Annotated in this window: 13 protein-coding genes; all 13 read left to right on the forward strand. The window is 70.7% G+C overall.

Annotated elements, in window-relative coordinates:
• Positions 1-26 precede the first annotated feature (26 nt).
• The gene (gene lepA / locus AUC44_RS09660; RefSeq protein WP_110832402.1) at positions 27-1,847 is read left to right on the forward strand and encodes a translation elongation factor 4; all 1,821 of its coding nucleotides are present in this window, start codon (positions 27-29) and stop codon (positions 1,845-1,847) included.
• 129 nt (positions 1,848-1,976) lie between these two features.
• Positions 1,977-3,062: a sensor histidine kinase gene (locus AUC44_RS09665; RefSeq protein ID WP_082689017.1), complete on the forward strand. Its 1,086-nt coding sequence runs from the start codon at positions 1,977-1,979 to the stop codon at positions 3,060-3,062.
• A complete protein-coding gene (locus tag AUC44_RS09670; protein ID WP_046842716.1) occupies positions 3,059-3,643 on the forward strand; it encodes a response regulator transcription factor in 585 nt (194 codons plus the stop codon). The genes AUC44_RS09665 and AUC44_RS09670 overlap by 4 nt, the downstream gene beginning before the upstream one ends.
• A 117-nt stretch (positions 3,644-3,760) precedes the next feature.
• Positions 3,761-4,264 carry a hypothetical protein gene (locus AUC44_RS09675; protein WP_062158435.1) on the forward strand — a complete coding sequence of 168 codons (504 nt, stop codon included), beginning with the start codon at positions 3,761-3,763 and terminating at the stop codon, positions 4,262-4,264.
• A gap of 44 nt (positions 4,265-4,308) precedes the next feature.
• Positions 4,309-5,475 (forward strand): pyridoxal phosphate-dependent aminotransferase, encoded by a 1,167-nt coding sequence (locus AUC44_RS09680; protein ID WP_062158436.1) that lies wholly within the window; start codon positions 4,309-4,311, stop codon positions 5,473-5,475.
• Positions 5,476-5,577: 102 nt separating this feature from the next.
• Entirely contained in the window at positions 5,578-7,812 is a 2,235-nt protein-coding gene (locus AUC44_RS09685; protein WP_062158437.1) for an ATP-binding cassette domain-containing protein, read from the forward strand.
• Between the two features lie 54 nt (positions 7,813-7,866).
• A complete protein-coding gene (locus AUC44_RS09690) occupies positions 7,867-8,634 on the forward strand; it encodes an AIM24 family protein (RefSeq protein WP_062158438.1) in 768 nt (255 codons plus the stop codon).
• Between the two features lie 156 nt (positions 8,635-8,790).
• Entirely contained in the window at positions 8,791-9,921 is a 1,131-nt protein-coding gene (gene murG / locus AUC44_RS09695) for an undecaprenyldiphospho-muramoylpentapeptide beta-N-acetylglucosaminyltransferase (protein WP_062158439.1), read from the forward strand.
• A 17-nt stretch (positions 9,922-9,938) separates the two neighbouring features.
• Positions 9,939-11,396, forward strand: a complete 1,458-nt coding sequence (murC, locus tag AUC44_RS09700) for a UDP-N-acetylmuramate--L-alanine ligase (protein ID WP_062158440.1) — start codon at positions 9,939-9,941, stop codon at positions 11,394-11,396.
• Entirely contained in the window at positions 11,393-12,277 is an 885-nt protein-coding gene (locus AUC44_RS09705) for a UDP-N-acetylmuramate dehydrogenase (protein ID WP_231724410.1), read from the forward strand. Before murC ends, AUC44_RS09705 begins: the two co-directional genes overlap by 4 nt.
• Positions 12,274-13,035 carry a cell division protein FtsQ/DivIB gene (locus tag AUC44_RS09710; RefSeq protein ID WP_231724411.1) on the forward strand — a complete coding sequence of 254 codons (762 nt, stop codon included), beginning with the start codon at positions 12,274-12,276 and terminating at the stop codon, positions 13,033-13,035. Before AUC44_RS09705 ends, AUC44_RS09710 begins: the two co-directional genes overlap by 4 nt.
• Entirely contained in the window at positions 13,032-14,384 is a 1,353-nt protein-coding gene (gene ftsA, locus AUC44_RS09715; protein WP_062158442.1) for a cell division protein FtsA, read from the forward strand. The genes AUC44_RS09710 and ftsA overlap by 4 nt, the downstream gene beginning before the upstream one ends.
• A 154-nt stretch (positions 14,385-14,538) precedes the next feature.
• On the forward strand, positions 14,539-15,603 hold the full coding sequence (ftsZ, locus tag AUC44_RS09720; RefSeq protein WP_062159782.1) for a cell division protein FtsZ: 1,065 nt from the start codon (positions 14,539-14,541) through the stop codon (positions 15,601-15,603).
• Positions 15,604-15,736 lie beyond the last annotated feature (133 nt).

Here is a 15,736-nt window from a genome sequence, read left to right on the forward strand (position 1 = left end):
TGCCGCGGCGGGGCGCGGGTCAATGCATGCTTACCATGCGCCGCGCTAGACTGCGGGTTGTGAACGTCAGGAACTTCTCGATCATCGCCCATGTGGACCACGGGAAATCGACCCTCGCGGACCGCATCCTGGAGCGGCTGGGGGCCATGTCCGAACGGGACAAGCGCGACCAGACGCTCGACACACTGGAACTGGAGCGCGAGCGCGGCATCACCATCAAGTCCACCCCGGTGCGCCTCACGTACCGGCGCGAGAACGGGGAGGAGTACACCTTCAACCTGATCGACACGCCCGGGCACGTGGACTTCAACTACGAGGTCTCGCGGTCGCTGGCGGCCTGCGAGGGCGTGCTGCTGCTCGTGGACGCCTCGCAGGGCGTCGAGGCGCAGACGATCGTGAACGCGTACCTCGCCATCGACAGCAACCTGGAGATCGTGCCGGTCATCAACAAGATCGACCTGCCCGCCGCCGACCCGGAGGGCGCCGCGCAGGAACTCGAGGAGGTCATCGGGATTCCCGCCTCGGACGCCGTGTTCGCGTCCGGCAAGGCCGGGATCGGTATTCCCGAGATCCTGGAAGCCATCGTGGAGCGCATCCCGGCGCCCAGCGGCGACCCCGAGGCCCCGCTGAAGGCGCTGATCTTCGACTCGTTCTTCGACGCCTACCAGGGCGTGATCCTGTTCGTGCGGGTGCTCGAAGGCACCCTGAACCCCAAGGATCAGATCCGCCTGATGAACGCCGGGAAGAACTTCGAGGTGGACAAGGTCGGCACCTTCAGCCCCGGGCTGGTCGTGGGCGAGTCCCTCCCGGCCGGCGCGGTGGGCTGGGTGGCGGCGGGCATCAAGGACATCCAGGACGCGCAGGTCGGGGACACCCTGACCGGGCGCGAGCGGCAGACCGCCGAGCCGTTCCCCGGCTTCAAGCCCGCCCAGCCCGTGGTGTTCTCGGGCCTGTACCCCACCGACACCGAGGACTACCGCAAGCTGCGCGACGCGCTGGAGAAGCTGAAACTGAACGACGCGGCCTTCTCCTTCGAGCCCGAGACTTCCGAGGCGCTGGGCTTCGGGTTCCGCTGCGGCTTCCTGGGCCTGCTGCACGCCGAGATCATCCAGGAGCGCCTGGAACGCGAGTACGACCTGGACCTGATCGCCACGGCGCCCGCCGTGGTGTACCGCGTGACCCTCACGAACGGCGAGGTGTTCGAGACGCAGAACCCGGCCGAGTTCCCCACCCGGGACCGCATCACGACCGTGGAGGAGCCGTACATCAAGCTTAGCATCATGCTGCCCGAGGACTACGTGGGGCCGGTCATGCAGCTGCTGCAGGAGCGCCGCGGCTCGATGATCACCATGAACTACGTTGGCAAGCGCGTGGAGCTGCTGTACGAGGTGCCGTTCGCGGAGATCCTGTACGACTTCCACGACCGCCTCAAGAGCATCAGCCGCGGCTACGCCAGCATGGACTACGAGCAGCTCGGCTACCGCGAGGGCGACCTGCGCAAGGTCGACATCATGGTGAACAACGAGGTCATCGACGCGCTGGCCGTGATCGTGCACGAGACCAAGACCTACGGGCTGGGCCGCAAGATCGTGGACAAGATGGCGGACGTGATTCCCCGGCAGATGTTCCCGGTGCCGGTGCAGGCCGTGATCGGCGGGAAGATCATCGCGCGCGCCACCGTGAAAGCCTTCCGTAAGGACGTGCTCGCCAAGTGCTACGGCGGGGATATTTCCCGCAAGAAGAAGCTGCTGGAAAAGCAGAAGAAGGGGCGCGCCCGCATGAAGCAGTTCGGCACGGTCGAGGTGCCGCAGGAGGCGTTCCTGGCGGTGCTGAGCACCGAGGAGTAACCGGCCCCGACTTCACTGGCCGCCCGCGAACACGCGTGGGCGGCCATCCCATGTGGGGGCGTGCGGCGGGGGTGGGGCTTGACAGGTGCGTGACGGTTCTGTCAGACCCTGGCCCCTATCCTGAGCTTCATGAGCTCCGGATCAAGTGTGATCGTGCCAGCGCGGCCCGGCCGGAGCCGCCGCCTGCGCACGACCATGCGCGGTCAGTTCACGCTGGTCATCTTCCTGATGGCGTTCGTGCCCAACCTGGTGATGACCGTCATGGCCCGCCCGGCGCTGCCCAGCGGCGCCATCATCGCCTGGATGGTGCTGGTGGGCGCCGCGTGCGTCCTGGTGGGCTTCTTCCTGAGCGGGGCGCTGCTGACGCCGGTCAGCCGCCTGCGCCGCGAGGTCATGAGCGGCCGCTTCGGCGAGGTGCATCCGGACGATCCGAACGAGATCCTGGCGCTGCGCGCGGCGTTCTCCGCGCTGCTCGAACGGCTCCGGACCGAGCAGGCGCGGCGCAACGCCTTCATGGCGACCCTGGTGCACGACCTGAAGACGCCGCTGATCGCCACCGGGCACCTGACCAAGATCATCACGACCCTGCCCGTCCCGGACGCCGAGCGCCGCATGATGGGCGAGCAGATCCAGGCCGAGACCACGCGCCTGCTGGCCCTGGTGCAGCAGATGGCCGACGCGCACCGCTTCGAGCAGGAGGACGTGCAGGTGCGTCTGGCCCCCACCGACCTGCGCGCCGTGCTGGACGAGGTCGCGGCGGGCATCACCACGCAGGCGCAGGAGCGGGGCGTGCGGGTGCGCGTCGCCGGACACGGGGTCGCGGCGGCTGACGCGCCCATCCTGGAACGCGCCGTCACGAACCTGGCCGTGAACGCCCTGCGCTACGCCCACACGCAGGTGACGCTGGAGGTCACGGCTTCCGGCGTCAGCGTCAGCGACGACGGTCCCGGCCTGCCGGCCCCGCTGGACGAGCTGGCGCAGCCCTTCAACGCGCAGCCCACCACCATCGCCGGTCAGCAGTACACGTCCGGCACCGCCGGGCTGGGCCTGTTCATCGTGCGCCGCATCGCGCAGGCGCACGGCGGCGACCTCCACTACGACCGCGTGCCTGCGCGTCCCCCTGACGGACCCGACCCACCGGATCCGCCCCTGACCGGCCCGGCCCTGCCCACCCTGACCCGCTTCGCTCTGTCCCTCCCGGAGGTTCAACCATGAGACTAGTCATCGCCGACGATCACCCCCTCTTCCGCATGGGCCTGAAGTACGCCCTGATTCACCAGGGGTTCGACGTGGTCGCCGAGGCCAGCGACGGCCTGGCCGCGCTGGAGGCCTGCCGGGCCCTGCAACCCGACGCGGCGCTGCTGGACGTGAAGATGCCCGGGATGACCGGCATCGAGGTGTGCGAGCGGCTGCGCCAGAGTAACCCGCGCCTGGTCAGCGTGCTGATCACGACCTTCGCGGAGCCCGCCATCGTGCAGGCCGCCCGGGCCGCCGGGGCGCGCGGTTACGTGAGCAAGGAGACGGACCCCGAGAGCCTCGCGCGTCAGCTGCGCGACATCGTGGCGAACCCCGATATCGACCGCCTGCCGCACGTGGACGTGCCCCGCCTGACCCCCCGCGAGTCCGAGGTGCTGCCCCTGCTGGCGCAGGGCTACAGCAACAAGGAGATCGCGAAGAACCTGGGCGTCAGCCCCGACACGGTCAAGGATCACCTCGCGCGCCTGTACGCGAAGCTGGACGCCGGGGACCGCACCGAGGCGGTCAGCCGCGCCCGCTCCATCGGCCTGCTGCACTGACGTCAGCCCCGAACCCCGGTCTGCACGGACGCGCGCCGCCTCTCCCCCGCCGGGGGTACAGGGCGGCGCGCGTCATGTGTGGCCGGCGGCGTGCGGCGCGGCCCGTACACTCACCGGATGAACCTCCTGAAGTCCTTCGTGGTGGCGGCGTTCCTGTCGGGTGCGGCCGCCGCGCAGTCCACATCCATCCAGACGCCGTCCACCGATCTCCCGCGCGGCGCGACCGTGTGGGTGAATACCGGCACGGAGATCGTCCTGCTGCCCGCGCTGGGGCTGTCCGTGAGTGTCCCGGTCGGGAGCGTGGACGTGCGCGGCAGCGTGGGCACCATGTTCCTTCCGTTCGCCGCTGACGGTATGGGTGGGCCGGCCAGCGTGCCTGTGTTCGCCAGTGTGGACGCGCTGTTCAACTTTCCGCAGGGGCCCGTTAACCTGTACGCGGGGCCCGGGGTGGGCACGGTGAGTGGTCAGGCGCTGCTGCTGAACGCCACGGCGGGGGTGCGCGGCGAGTTCCGGGGGGGCCGGCCGGGCTGGTTCTCGGAGGCGAAACTGCGTGGGTACGTCATGGACGGCAGTTCCGTGGTCCTGCCGGGACTGCACCTGGGCGTGACGTACCGCTTCTAAACCTCTCGCCCGTCCGGGTGTGGGCCGCCTGTACCCTGCGGGGTATGAGTGGCCCTTTTCTGCTGTCCGAGCGTGCCCTGAGCCTCAAGCCTTCCGCGACGGTCGCGGTAACCAGCCGTGCGCTGGAGCTGCGGCGGCAGGGGGTGGACGTGATCAGCATGAGCGTGGGCGAGCCGGATTTCGATACGCCGGCGCACGTGAAGGCGGCGGCCACCGCGGCCATCGAGAGCGGCAAGACGAAGTACACGGCCGTGAACGGCATTCCGGAGCTGCGTGAGGCGATCAGCGCGAAGTTCGCCCGGGAGAACGGCCTGACCTACGCGCCGGACTGCGTGACGGTCACGAGCGGCGGGAAGCAGGCGCTGTTCAACGCGTTCTTCGCGCTGCTGAACCCGGGGGATGAGGTGCTGATCCCGGCGCCGTACTGGGTGAGCTACCCGGAGATGGTGGCGCTGACGGGCGCGGTGCCGGTGGCGGTGCCGACCACCCCGGAGTCGGGCTTCCTGCTCGACCCGGAGGCGCTGGAGGCGCGCGTGACGCCCCGGACGCGGATGATCGTGCTGAACAGCCCCGGGAACCCGACGGGCGCGGTCTTCCCGCCGGAGGTGCTGCGCGCGGTGGCGGCGGTGGCGCAGCGGCACAACCTCGTGATCGTGACGGACGAGATGTACGAGCATCTGGTGTACGACGCCGAGCAGGTCAGCATCGGCACCTTCGCGCCCGAGCACACGCTGACGATCAACGGGGCCAGCAAGGCGTACGCGATGACCGGGTGGCGCATCGGGTACGCGGGCGGCCCGAAAGGCGTGATCGCGGCGATGAACGCCCTGCAGTCGCAGAGCACGAGCAACGCGAGCAGCGTGTCGCAGTACGCGACGCTGGCGGCCCTGTCGGATCAGGCGCACACGGCGGCGTTCGTGGACATGGCCCGCGCGGCGTACCGCGAGCGGCGTGACCGGATCGTCGCGGGGCTGAACGCGCTGGGGCTGCGCACGCCCACGCCGCAGGGCGCGTTCTACGTGATGGCGGATACGACCCCCATCCACCTCGACGAGCTGGAGGCGGCGCGGCGCATCCTGGACGACGCGCGGGTGGCGGTCGTGCCGGGGACGGATTTTGCCGCGCCGGGGCAGGTCCGCCTGAGTTACGCCACGAGCATGGCGAACATCGAGGAGGTGCTGCGCCGCATCGGCGGCCTGCTGAGCGCCTGAGCCCTGACGGTGCGTTTCCCCTTCGGTGAAGCTTCCATGAAGCTCTGCCGTGGGGGGTTTTCACATGTTGCTCAGAGACGCTGGATGTTCAGGAGGCACACCATGACCGACCGGGCTTTCATTGAGGTGCGCGGCGCGCGCGAACACAACCTGAACAACGTCTCGCTGGACATTCCCAAACGGCAGCTGACCGTCTTCACGGGCGTGTCGGGCTCCGGGAAGTCGTCGCTGGTGTTTGACACGCTGGCCGCCGAGGCGCAGCGGCAGCTGAACGAGACCTTCACCGCCTTCGTGCAGGGGTTCCTGCCGCACTACGGGCAGCCGGACGTGGACCGCGTGGCGAACCTGAACGCCCCGGTGGTCATCAACCAGAAGCGGGTGGGGGGCGGGGCGCGCTCGACGGTGGGCACGTACACGGACATCGCCGCGCCGCTGCGGGTGCTGTTCTCCCGCGCGGGGCAGCCGTCGGCGGGCCCGGCGTTCGCGTACTCGTTCAACACGCCGCAGGGCATGTGCCCGGAGTGCGAGGGGATCGGCCGCACCACCCAGCTCGACCTGGACCGCCTGCTCGACCGCAGCCTCTCGCTGAACGGCGGGGCGATCCAGCACCCGGATTTCAGACCCGGCAAGTGGCTGTGGAAGACGTACGCGCTCAGTGGCCTGTTCGACCCCGACCGGCCCGTGCAGGCGTACAGCGAGCACGACCTGCACCTGCTGCTGCACGGCCGGGACCTGAAGGTGTCGCTGGGCGAGATCAACATGACCTATGAGGGACTGGTGGACCGCTTCGAGCGGATGTACCTGAAAAAGGACGCGGCCGCCATGTCCGACCGGGGCCGCGCGGTCTTTGAGCAGTTCGTGACGGGCCGCACCTGCCCGGTCTGCCATGGCGCGCGCCTGAACGCGGCGGCGCTGGCCTCGCGGATCGAGGGGCGCACCATCGCGGAGCTGGCGGATCTGGAGGCCACCGAGCTGCTGGACTTCCTGCGTGGCCTGAGCGACCCGGCGGCGGCGCGGGTGGCGGGGCACCTCGCGCAGCGGCTGTCGCACCTCGTGGAGATCGGGCTGGGTTACCTGAGCCTGAGCCGCGAGACGGCCACGCTGTCCGGCGGCGAGGGCCAGCGCCTGAAGCTGGTGCGGCACCTGGGCAACAGCCTCACCGACATGCTGTACATCCTGGACGAGCCCAGTGTGGGCCTGCACGCGCGGGACGTGTCGCGCCTGACCGGGCTGCTGGGCGCGCTGCGCGACAAGGGCAACACGGTGCTCGTCGTGGAGCACGACCCGGACGTGATCCTGGCAGCCGATCACGTCGTGGACCTGGGCCCCGGGGCGGGCGTGCGGGGCGGCGAGGTGGTGTTCCAGGGGCCCGTCGCCGCGCTGCTGGCGGCCGACACCCTGACCGGGCGGCACCTCGGGCAGCCGCTGCCGCTCAGGGCGCAGGTGCGCGCCCCGACCGGCTGGCTGCGCGTGGCGGGCGCGCGGCGGCACAACCTCAAGGACGTGACGGTGGACATCCCTACGGGCGTCCTGACGGTCGTGACCGGCGTGGCCGGGTCGGGCAAGAGCACCCTCATCCACGACGTGTTCCTGCCGCTGCATCCGGACGCCGTGGTCGTGGATCAGTCGCGCGTGACCACGAACAGCCGCTCGGCGCCCGCCACGTACACCGGGATCATGGACCCGATCCGCAAGGCCTTCGCGAAGGCCAGCGGGCAGAGCCCCTCACTGTTCAGCTTCAACTCGGAGGGCAGCTGCCCGAACTGCGCCGGGCTGGGCGTCGTGTACACGGACCTGGCCTTCATGGAGGGCGTCTCAACCGTGTGCGAGGTCTGTGAGGGCCAGCGCTTCCGCCCGGAGGTGCTGCGCCATCAGCTGCGCGGGCAGTCCATCAGCGACGTGCTGAACATGACCGCCGGGGACGCCCTGGCCTTCTTCACAAAAAAGCCCGTGCGGACCGTGTTGCAGGCCATGACGGACGTGGGCCTGGGCTACCTGACGCTGGGGCAGCCGCTGAGCACCGTCTCGGGCGGCGAGGCGCAGCGCCTGAAACTCGCGACCGAACTGCACAAGAAGGGCAGCGTGTACGTCATGGACGAACCCACCACGGGCCTGCACCTGAGCGATATCGGGCTGCTGCTGGGCATCGTCGGCCGGCTGGTGGACGGCGGGAACACCGTGATCCTGATCGAGCACCAGCTGGACGTGATCCGGCAGGCGGACTGGCTGATCGACCTGGGCCCGGAGGGCGGGCGCGCGGGCGGCGAGGTGCTGTACAGCGGCCCGCCCGCCGGACTGCGCGGCGTGGCGCGCTCGGTCACGGCGCGTTACCTCTGATCCGCAGCCCCGGCTGGGAACCCGGGCGCGCGGGGCGTCGTACTGTGGCTTCGTATGACGAATATGCACCCGGGCAGTGACGGCACCTACAGCCTCCGTGACTTCATCGCGCAGACCGCCGAGCGGGACAATCCCGGCGAAGTGTTCGAGCTCGAGAGCAGCAAGATGCTGGAAGTGAAGGTCAACGGCCGCATCTGGAGCAAGCTGGGCGCCATGGTCGCCTACAAGGGCAACCTCTCGTTCACGCGCGAGGGCATGCTCGAGGGCGGCCTGATGAAGGCCCTGAAGCGCGCTGTGTCGCAGGAGATGAGCCCCCTGGCGAAGATCGAGGGGCGCGGCGTGGCGTACCTCGCCGACCAGGGCAAGGAGGTGCAGATCCTGCGGCTTCAGGGCGACGCGCTGAACGTGAACGGCAACGACCTGCTGGCCTTCGAGGACACCGTGCAGTACGACATCACCATGCAGCGCCGCATCGCGGGCATGGCGGCGGGCGGGCTGTTCAGCGTGCGCGTGCAGGGGCACGGCATGGTCGCGATCCTCAGCCACGGCAAGCCGCTGACGCTGCGCGTGACGCCGCAGGAGCCGATCTTCACCGATCCGAACGCCACGATCGCCTGGAGCGGGAACCTGCAGCCGCAGCTGCGCATGGATTCCAGCATGCGCAGCATGTTCGGCCGGGGCGGCGGCGAGACGTACCAGATGGTCTTCCAGGGGGACGGCTTCGTGGTCGTGCAGCCGTACGAGGAGTTTGAGGCGGGCATGCTGGGCGGCGACAGCCACGGCGGCAGCGTCGGCAGGAGCCTGGGCGACCTGTTCGACTGAGCGGCGCGGCCGGCCAGCCCGGCAGGGTCGGCAGGGCAGGGGCGGGGGCGGCGGCTCCCGCCCCTCGTGCTGCCCGGTCGCCGGCTGGGCCGGCCTGACCCACCCCGGTGGCGGCCCCCGACATCCGGCGCGCCGCACGGGCTACACTCGCCCGCGATGAGTCTGGTTGTAATGGCGACGGGGGGCACGGGGGGGCACATCTATCCGGCGGTGGCGACGGCGCGGGAGCTGTCGCGGCGCGGGCACGAGGTGCTGCTGCTGGGGCAGCGGGGCGGCATGGAGGAGCGCGTCTCGCGCGAGCAGGGCCTGCCGTTCGAGGGCGTGGACGCCGGGAAGCTGGCGCGCAGCGGCCAGGGCCGCCCAGACCCGCGCGAGCTGCTGCGGGCCGGGCAGGGCGTGTTGCAGGCCCGCTCGCTGCTGAACCGGCTGAAGCCCGGCGTGGTCGTCGGGTACGGGGGCTTTGCGAGCCTGCCGGGCGTGCTGGCCGCGCAGAGCCTGGGGGTGCCGACCGTGCTGCACGAACAGAACGCCCGGCTGGGGCTGACGCAGCGGCTGGCGGTCCGTAAGGCGCGGGCAGTGGGCACGGCCTACGAGCGCGTGATCGGGCTGGACGCGCAGTTAGCGACCATGGTGGGCATGCCGGTGCGCGAGGAACGCCTGCCGCGCGCGGAGGCGCTCGCGCGGTTGGGGCTCCAGGAGGGGCCGCTGACGATCTTCGTGATGGGCGGGTCGCAGGGGTCGCTGTTCCTGAACCAGACGGTGCCGGACGTGCTGCGCCACGCCTTCGGGCCGGAGGGACTGCTGCCGCCCCCCGCGCGGGGCGTGGTGGACCTGGACTTCACGGGATCGGCGGCGGGTGGGGTGCAGGTGCTGCACTCGACCGGGCCGCGCTGGCTGGCGGAGGTCGCGCCGGGCGTGCAGGACCTGGAGTGGTATGAGGCGGCCGGGTACGTGGACGCCGTGGCGGCGTGGTCGGTGGCGGACCTCGCGATCACGCGGGCGGGGACCAGCACGCTGGCGGAGGCGGCGTTCCACGGGGTGCCGCTGGTCATGGTGCCGCTGCCCGAATCGGCCGAGAACCACCAGTTCCACAACGCGCAGGCGGTGGCGGCGGCGGGGGCGGGGCTCGTGGTGGAGCAGCGCAGCGCGTCAGAAGCGCTGGGGCGGGCGGTGTTAGAGTGTGCCTCAGCGGGGACGCGCGCCTCGATGAGAGAGGCGGCGCTCGGACGGGCCCAGACGGGTGCGGCGGGGCGTTTCGCGGACCTGATCGAACGGCACCTGCGTTAGTGGGCCTCACCCCTCTCATGACTGACCTCCCTGAAGCTGTTTCCCCGCCCGGCGTGGCCGCGGCGTCTTCAATCCGTCCTTCCCGTCCCGATTTCCAGAGCCTGCACTATCACCTGATGGGGGCAGGCGGGATCGGCATGAGTGCCTTCGCGCGCCTGCTCTCGGCGCAGGGCCACCGCGTGAGCGGCTGCGATGAGCACGCTTCCGAGCTGACGGCCCGTCTGGCGCAGGAGGGCATCCCGGTGGCCCCGGGGCACGCGGCGTCGCACGTGACCGATCCGCCGTTCGGGGCGCCGTTCGGCCCGATCGACGTGCTCGTGGCCTCGGAAGCGATTCCAAAAACCCACCCGGAACTGGTGGCGGCCCGCGCGTCCGGCGTGGAGATCCGCCCGCGCATGGCCCTGCTGGACGCCCTCCTGCGCGGCGGGCCCAGCATCGGCGTGATCGGCACGCACGGCAAGACCACCACCACGAGCATGATCGCCGTGGCGCTGGCCGGCGCCGGGCTTGATCCCTCGGCGTTCGTGGGCGGCATCGTGCCGGAATTCGGCAGCAACGCCCGCGTGGGCGCGGGGCCGTTCGTGGCCGAGGTCGACGAGAGCGACAAGGGCTTCGCGGCACTGGGGGCGGGCACGGCCGTCTTCACGAACGCCGAGGACGATCACGTGGGCGGCACGCAGGCCACCTACTGGGAGACCGTCGAGGAGCAGCACGCGGCCTTCGCGCAGTTCGTGGCGCAGTCGGGCCGGGTGCTGCTGTGCGCCGACTGGCCCGGCCTGGACGAGCTGTGCCTGGGCGCCCGCGAACGCCTCACGTACGGGCAGGCCGAGGGCGCGGACTACCGCGCCGCGAACCTGCGCCCGGACGCGGACGGCACGACCTTCACGGTCACGCGCCGGGGCGAGGCGCTGGCCGAGGCGCGCGTGGCGCTGCCGGGCCTGCACAACGTCCTGAACGCACTGGCGGCGCTGGCGGTCGTGGACCTGCACGGCGGGGACGTGCCCCGCGCGGCGGCGGCCCTGGCCGAGTTCCGGGGACCCGGGCGGCGCTGGCAGCGCATCGGGGAACTGAACGGCGCGCTCGTCATCGACGACTACGCGCACAACGCCACGAAGGTCGCGGCGGCGGTACAGGCGGCCCGGCAGACCGGGCGGCGCGTGCGGGTGGTGTTCCAGCCCCACCGCTACCTCCGCACGCAGCAGTCCTGGCCGCGCCTCGCGGACGCGCTGATGGACGCCGACGAGGTGCTGCTGCTGGACATCGCGGCGGCCAGCGAGACGCCCATTCCCGGCATTCACGCCACGCTGATCAGCGACCGCATGAGTGCGGGCGGGCACACGGGCGTGCGTTACCTCCCGGACCGCGCCGAGGTGCTGCGCGTGCTGCGCGAGACCGCCGGGCCCGGCGACCTGATCGTCACGATGGGCGCCGGGGACGTATGGACCCTCTCGCGGGACCTGGTGGGGCCGCTGTGACCGCCCTGCTCAGCCGCACGGGCGCGCGCGTGGAGCGGCTGCCCCTGTCGCGCTTCACGACGCTGGGCGTGGGCGGCGAGGCCGAGGTGTGGTTCGTCGAGTCCCACGAGCAGCTCGCCGAGGCGATGGAGCAGCCCTACCGCATCCTGGGGGGCGGCAGCAACCTCGTGATCGCCGACGAGGGCGTGCCGGAACGCGTGATCCGCCTGAGCGGCCCGCTGGCCGAGCGTGACCTGACCCCGGACCCCGCCCTGAGTGACGACACCTGGGTCGTGACCGGCTGGGTGGGCGGCGGCGTGCCCCTGCCCGGGCTGATCCGGCAGCTCCAGAAGCTGGGCCTGAGCGGCCTGGAGGGCACCGTGGGCATTCCGGCGCAGGTGGGCGGCGCGGTGTGGATGAACGCCGGCACCCGCTACGGCGAGATGTTCGACGGGCTGCACACCCTGGAGATCGTCACGCCCGAGGGCACGCGGCAGGTCACGCCGGACGACCTGAACTGGGGCTACCGGGACAGCGGCATTCCGCGCAACCACATCGTGACCCGCGTGCGCCTGCGGCTGCGCCGCGCCGCGCCCGAAGAGGTGCTGGCGAAGATGGACTTCGCGGATCAGGCCCGCAAGGGCCAGCCGAAAATGAAGACGCCGGGCTGCGCGTTCAAGAATCCGGGCGGCGTGAGCGCCGGAAAACTGATCGACGAGGCCGGCCTGAAGGGCTCCCGCGTGGGCAACGCACTGATCGCGCCCGAGCACGCCAACTTCATCGTGAACCTGGGCGGGGCGAGCGCCGCAGACGTGCACGCGCTGCTGGCACTCATCCGTGACCGCGTCCCGGTACCGATGGAACTGGAGTACGAGCTCTGGCCTGCCCCGGGGAACGCGTGAGCGGCCCGCCCCGACCCCGCAACCGCCGGCTGGACCCGCCCGCGCCCGCCCGGGGCGGCCCGGGCGACGACCCGGCCCTAGGGGCCGCCCCCGACACACCCGACCCCACCGCCGGCCTTCCCGATGCCGCCGCGCCGCGCCGCCGCTCGCGCCGTCCCCTGTGGGCGGCCCTGGCGGCGGCGCTCGTGGTGGCGGCCGGGGTGGGCGCCTGGTTCGCGCTGCCGGTCAACACCGTGACCGTCAGCGGCAACGCCCGGCTCAGCGAGGCCCGGGTCAGGGCGCTGGCGGGCCTGGAGGGTCACTTCGGCTGGCTGTACTACGGCGGCTGGCGGGCGCGGGGCCTGCTGGAGAGCCCCTGGGTGCAGTCGGCGGTGGTCACCCGCACCTTCCCGGACCGCGTATCGATCGCAGTCACCGAGCGGACGCCGCGCGCCCGCTGGCAGCGCCGCAGCGGCGAAGTGGTGGCGCTCGCGGCCGACGGGACGGTGCTCCCGGCCGCGACCGGGACGGCGCAGCTGCCGCTCATCCGCGGCTGGGGCCCGGACCGGGTGCCGGAAGCCCTGCACCTGCTCGACACGCTGGCCCGCTACACTGTGCAGTCGGTCACGTACACCCCGTCCGGGGTGAGCGTGAAACTCAAAACCGGTTCAGTCTGGAGTGGCGACCTGCGCGCCCTTGTGAAGTATGCTGGGAGCATCAGCATGTATCCAGACCGTGACATTTTTATTTACCCCTGGGGGGTGAGCGTCCAGGAATGAAAGAGAACAGCATCATCGTTGGCCTGGACATCGGGACGACGAAAATCACCACCGTGATCGGCGAGGTCGGGCCGAACGGCAGTGTTGACATCATCGGTGAAGGCACGGTGCCCAGCGAGGGCATGAAGCGCGGGTCGGTCGTGAATCTGGAACGCGCCACACACGCGATCCGGCAGTCGGTCCAGACCGCCGAGCGGGTCAGCGGCGTGAAGGTCGAATCCGTGTACGTGACGGTGGCCGGCAATCACGCCAAGGCCATCACCAGTCACGGCCTCGCCGCGATCCGCCGTAATCAGGAGATCGCCCAGCCGGACGTGGACCGCGCCATCGAGAACGCCCGCGCCGTGCCGCTCGACCCGAACCTGGAGATCATCCACACCCTCCCGCAGGAGTACGTCGTGGACGGCCAGGAGGGCATCAAGAACCCCGTCGGCATGCACGGCGTGCGCCTGGAAGTGGACGTGCACATCGTGGCCGGCACGGCCGGGCCGCTGCTGAACCTGCGCCGCTGCGTGCAGGAGGCCGGGCTGCGGGTGGAGGGCTTCGCGCTGCACGCCCTGGCCAGCGGCCTGGCGACCCTGGAAGCCGCCGAGCAGGCCCAGACGGTGATCGTGGTGGACATGGGCGGCGGCACGACCGACGTGGCGGTGTTCAAGCGCGGGAACCTGACCCACTCGGCCTGCATTCCCATCGGTGGGGATCACGTCACGGCGGATCTCGCGCAGATCCTCAAGATTCCGGCCGAGGAAGCCGAGAACGTCAAGCGCCGCTACGGCGCGGCCCTGCCGGAACTCGCCGATCAGGACCTCACGCTGGAGATCACGACCTCCTCGGGCAGCACGCACGCCATCACGGCCTTCGAGCTCTCGCGGATCATCAAGCCGCGCCTCGCTGAGATCTTCGGCATGATCCGCGACGAGATCGACCAGACCCTCGGGCCTGTCGAACTCGTGGCGAACGGCGTGATCCTCACGGGCGGCGCCGCGCTGCTGCGCGGCACACCCGAACTCGCCCGCGACCGCTTCCGCCTGCCGGTGCGGGTGGGCCGCCCGCGCGGGATCGGCGGCCTGACCGATATCGTCAGTGGCCCCGGGCACGCGGGCAGCGTGGGCCTGGTGCTGTACGGCATGGTCGAGGACGGCCGGGTGCCTCACCTGGTCTACGGCGACATGGCGCCGGTCACGCCGCCGCAGCCCACCCCCGCAGCCCCCAGCGTGGCGGCGCCCCTGGCGCCCGAGCCTCAGCCGCAGACCGCCGAGCCGCGTGCCGCCGCACCGGCGCGCGAGAAGGAGAAGCAGGGGCCCAGCCTGGCCGAGCGCATGCGCAACTGGTTCAAAGACTGGATGTGATGACCGGCCAGAGGGGCAGGCCGGGACCCGCTGCGGCGCGGGAACCTTCTGCGGCGCATGCAGGGGGTACCGGCCTGCTATCGTGCGCTAAACTACAACGCAGTCAACGGTGTCAGCCTGATTTTCAGGCTGTTCGCCGTGGTAAGGAGACATGATGCAAGCGGCCAGAATTCGCGTGATCGGCTTGGGCGGGGCGGGCAACAATGCCGTCAACCGCATGATTGAATCGGGACTTGAAGGCGTGGAGTTCATCGCCGGGAACACGGACGCGCAGGTGCTCGCCAAGAGTCACGCGGAGATCCGCATTCAGCTCGGCGACCGCCTGACGCGCGGCCTGGGCGCGGGCGCGGATCCCGAGGTGGGCGAGAAGGCCGCCCTGGAAGACCGCGAGCGCATCAAGGAATACCTCGACGGGACCGACATGCTGTTCATCACCGCCGGAATGGGCGGCGGGACCGGCACCGGCAGCGCGCCGGTCGTGGCCGAGATCGCCCGCGAGATGGGCATCCTGACGGTCGCCATCGTGACCCGGCCCTTCAAGTTCGAGGGGCCCAAGCGGCTGCGCGTGGCGGAGGAGGGCATCAGCAAGCTCGCCGACCGCGTGGACGGCATGATCGTCGTGAACAACGAGAAGCTGCTGACCGCCGTGGACAAGAAGGTCTCGTTCCGCGAGGCGTTCCTGATCGCCGACCGCGTGCTGTACTACGGCGTGAAGGGCATCAGCGACGTGATCAACGTCGAGGGCATGATCAACCTGGACTTCGCGGACGTGCGTAACCTGCTGGCGAACAGCGGCACCGTCCTGATGGGCATCGGTGCGGGGCGCGGCGAGAAGGTCGCCGAGGAGGCCGCCATGAGCGCCATCCACAGCCCGCTGCTCGAGCGCGGCATTGAGGGCGCCCGGCGCATCCTGGTGAACGTGACCGGCAGCTACGACCTGAGCATGACCGACGCGAACGAGATCGTCGAGAAGATCCGCGAGGCGACCGGCTTCGAGGAACCCGACATCCTGTTCGGCATCACGCCCGATGAGGACGCCGGGGACGAGGTGCGCGTGACCGTGATCGCCACCGGCTTCAACGACATGCCGGTCACCGTGGCCGGGGGCCTGCGCTCCAGCGTCATCGACACGATCGTCAAGCCGGTCCGTGGCGGCAGCAGCTACGACCCGAAGGACTACGACATCCCGGCGTTCCTGCGCAACGTGGACCGCGACTGACCCGCGCCTCACCCCTGTCCCCCACCCGCGCGGTGGGGGTTTTTGCTGTCCCGCCCACGCGGGCGGCCGGCCAGGGGGCCGGGAGCTGTGTAGACACACTGACCTTCACAGGGCCGCATTTGTCCGGACATCC

This window comes from Deinococcus actinosclerus, from assembly GCF_001507665.1.
GTDB classification, from domain to species: Bacteria; Deinococcota; Deinococci; order Deinococcales; family Deinococcaceae; genus Deinococcus; species Deinococcus actinosclerus.

What these genes read in the sequence shown, in the direction of transcription:
- AUC44_RS09665 (WP_082689017.1), top strand. Translation starts at nt 1,977, where the DNA reads ATGAGCTCCGGATCAAGTGTGATCGTGCCAGCGCGGCCCGGCCGGAGC.
- AUC44_RS09670 (WP_046842716.1), top strand. Translation starts at nt 3,059, where the DNA reads ATGAGACTAGTCATCGCCGACGATCACCCCCTCTTCCGCATGGGCCTG.
- AUC44_RS09685 (WP_062158437.1), top strand. Translation starts at nt 5,578, where the DNA reads ATGACCGACCGGGCTTTCATTGAGGTGCGCGGCGCGCGCGAACACAAC.
- murC (WP_062158440.1), top strand. Translation starts at nt 9,939, where the DNA reads ATGACTGACCTCCCTGAAGCTGTTTCCCCGCCCGGCGTGGCCGCGGCG.
- ftsZ (WP_062159782.1), top strand. Translation starts at nt 14,539, where the DNA reads ATGCAAGCGGCCAGAATTCGCGTGATCGGCTTGGGCGGGGCGGGCAAC.
- AUC44_RS09675 (WP_062158435.1), top strand. Translation starts at nt 3,761, where the DNA reads ATGAACCTCCTGAAGTCCTTCGTGGTGGCGGCGTTCCTGTCGGGTGCG.
- AUC44_RS09680 (WP_062158436.1), top strand. Translation starts at nt 4,309, where the DNA reads ATGAGTGGCCCTTTTCTGCTGTCCGAGCGTGCCCTGAGCCTCAAGCCT.
- ftsA (WP_062158442.1), top strand. Translation starts at nt 13,032, where the DNA reads ATGAAAGAGAACAGCATCATCGTTGGCCTGGACATCGGGACGACGAAA.
- lepA (WP_110832402.1), top strand. Translation starts at nt 27, where the DNA reads ATGCTTACCATGCGCCGCGCTAGACTGCGGGTTGTGAACGTCAGGAAC.
- murG (WP_062158439.1), top strand. Translation starts at nt 8,791, where the DNA reads ATGAGTCTGGTTGTAATGGCGACGGGGGGCACGGGGGGGCACATCTAT.
- AUC44_RS09690 (WP_062158438.1), top strand. Translation starts at nt 7,867, where the DNA reads ATGACGAATATGCACCCGGGCAGTGACGGCACCTACAGCCTCCGTGAC.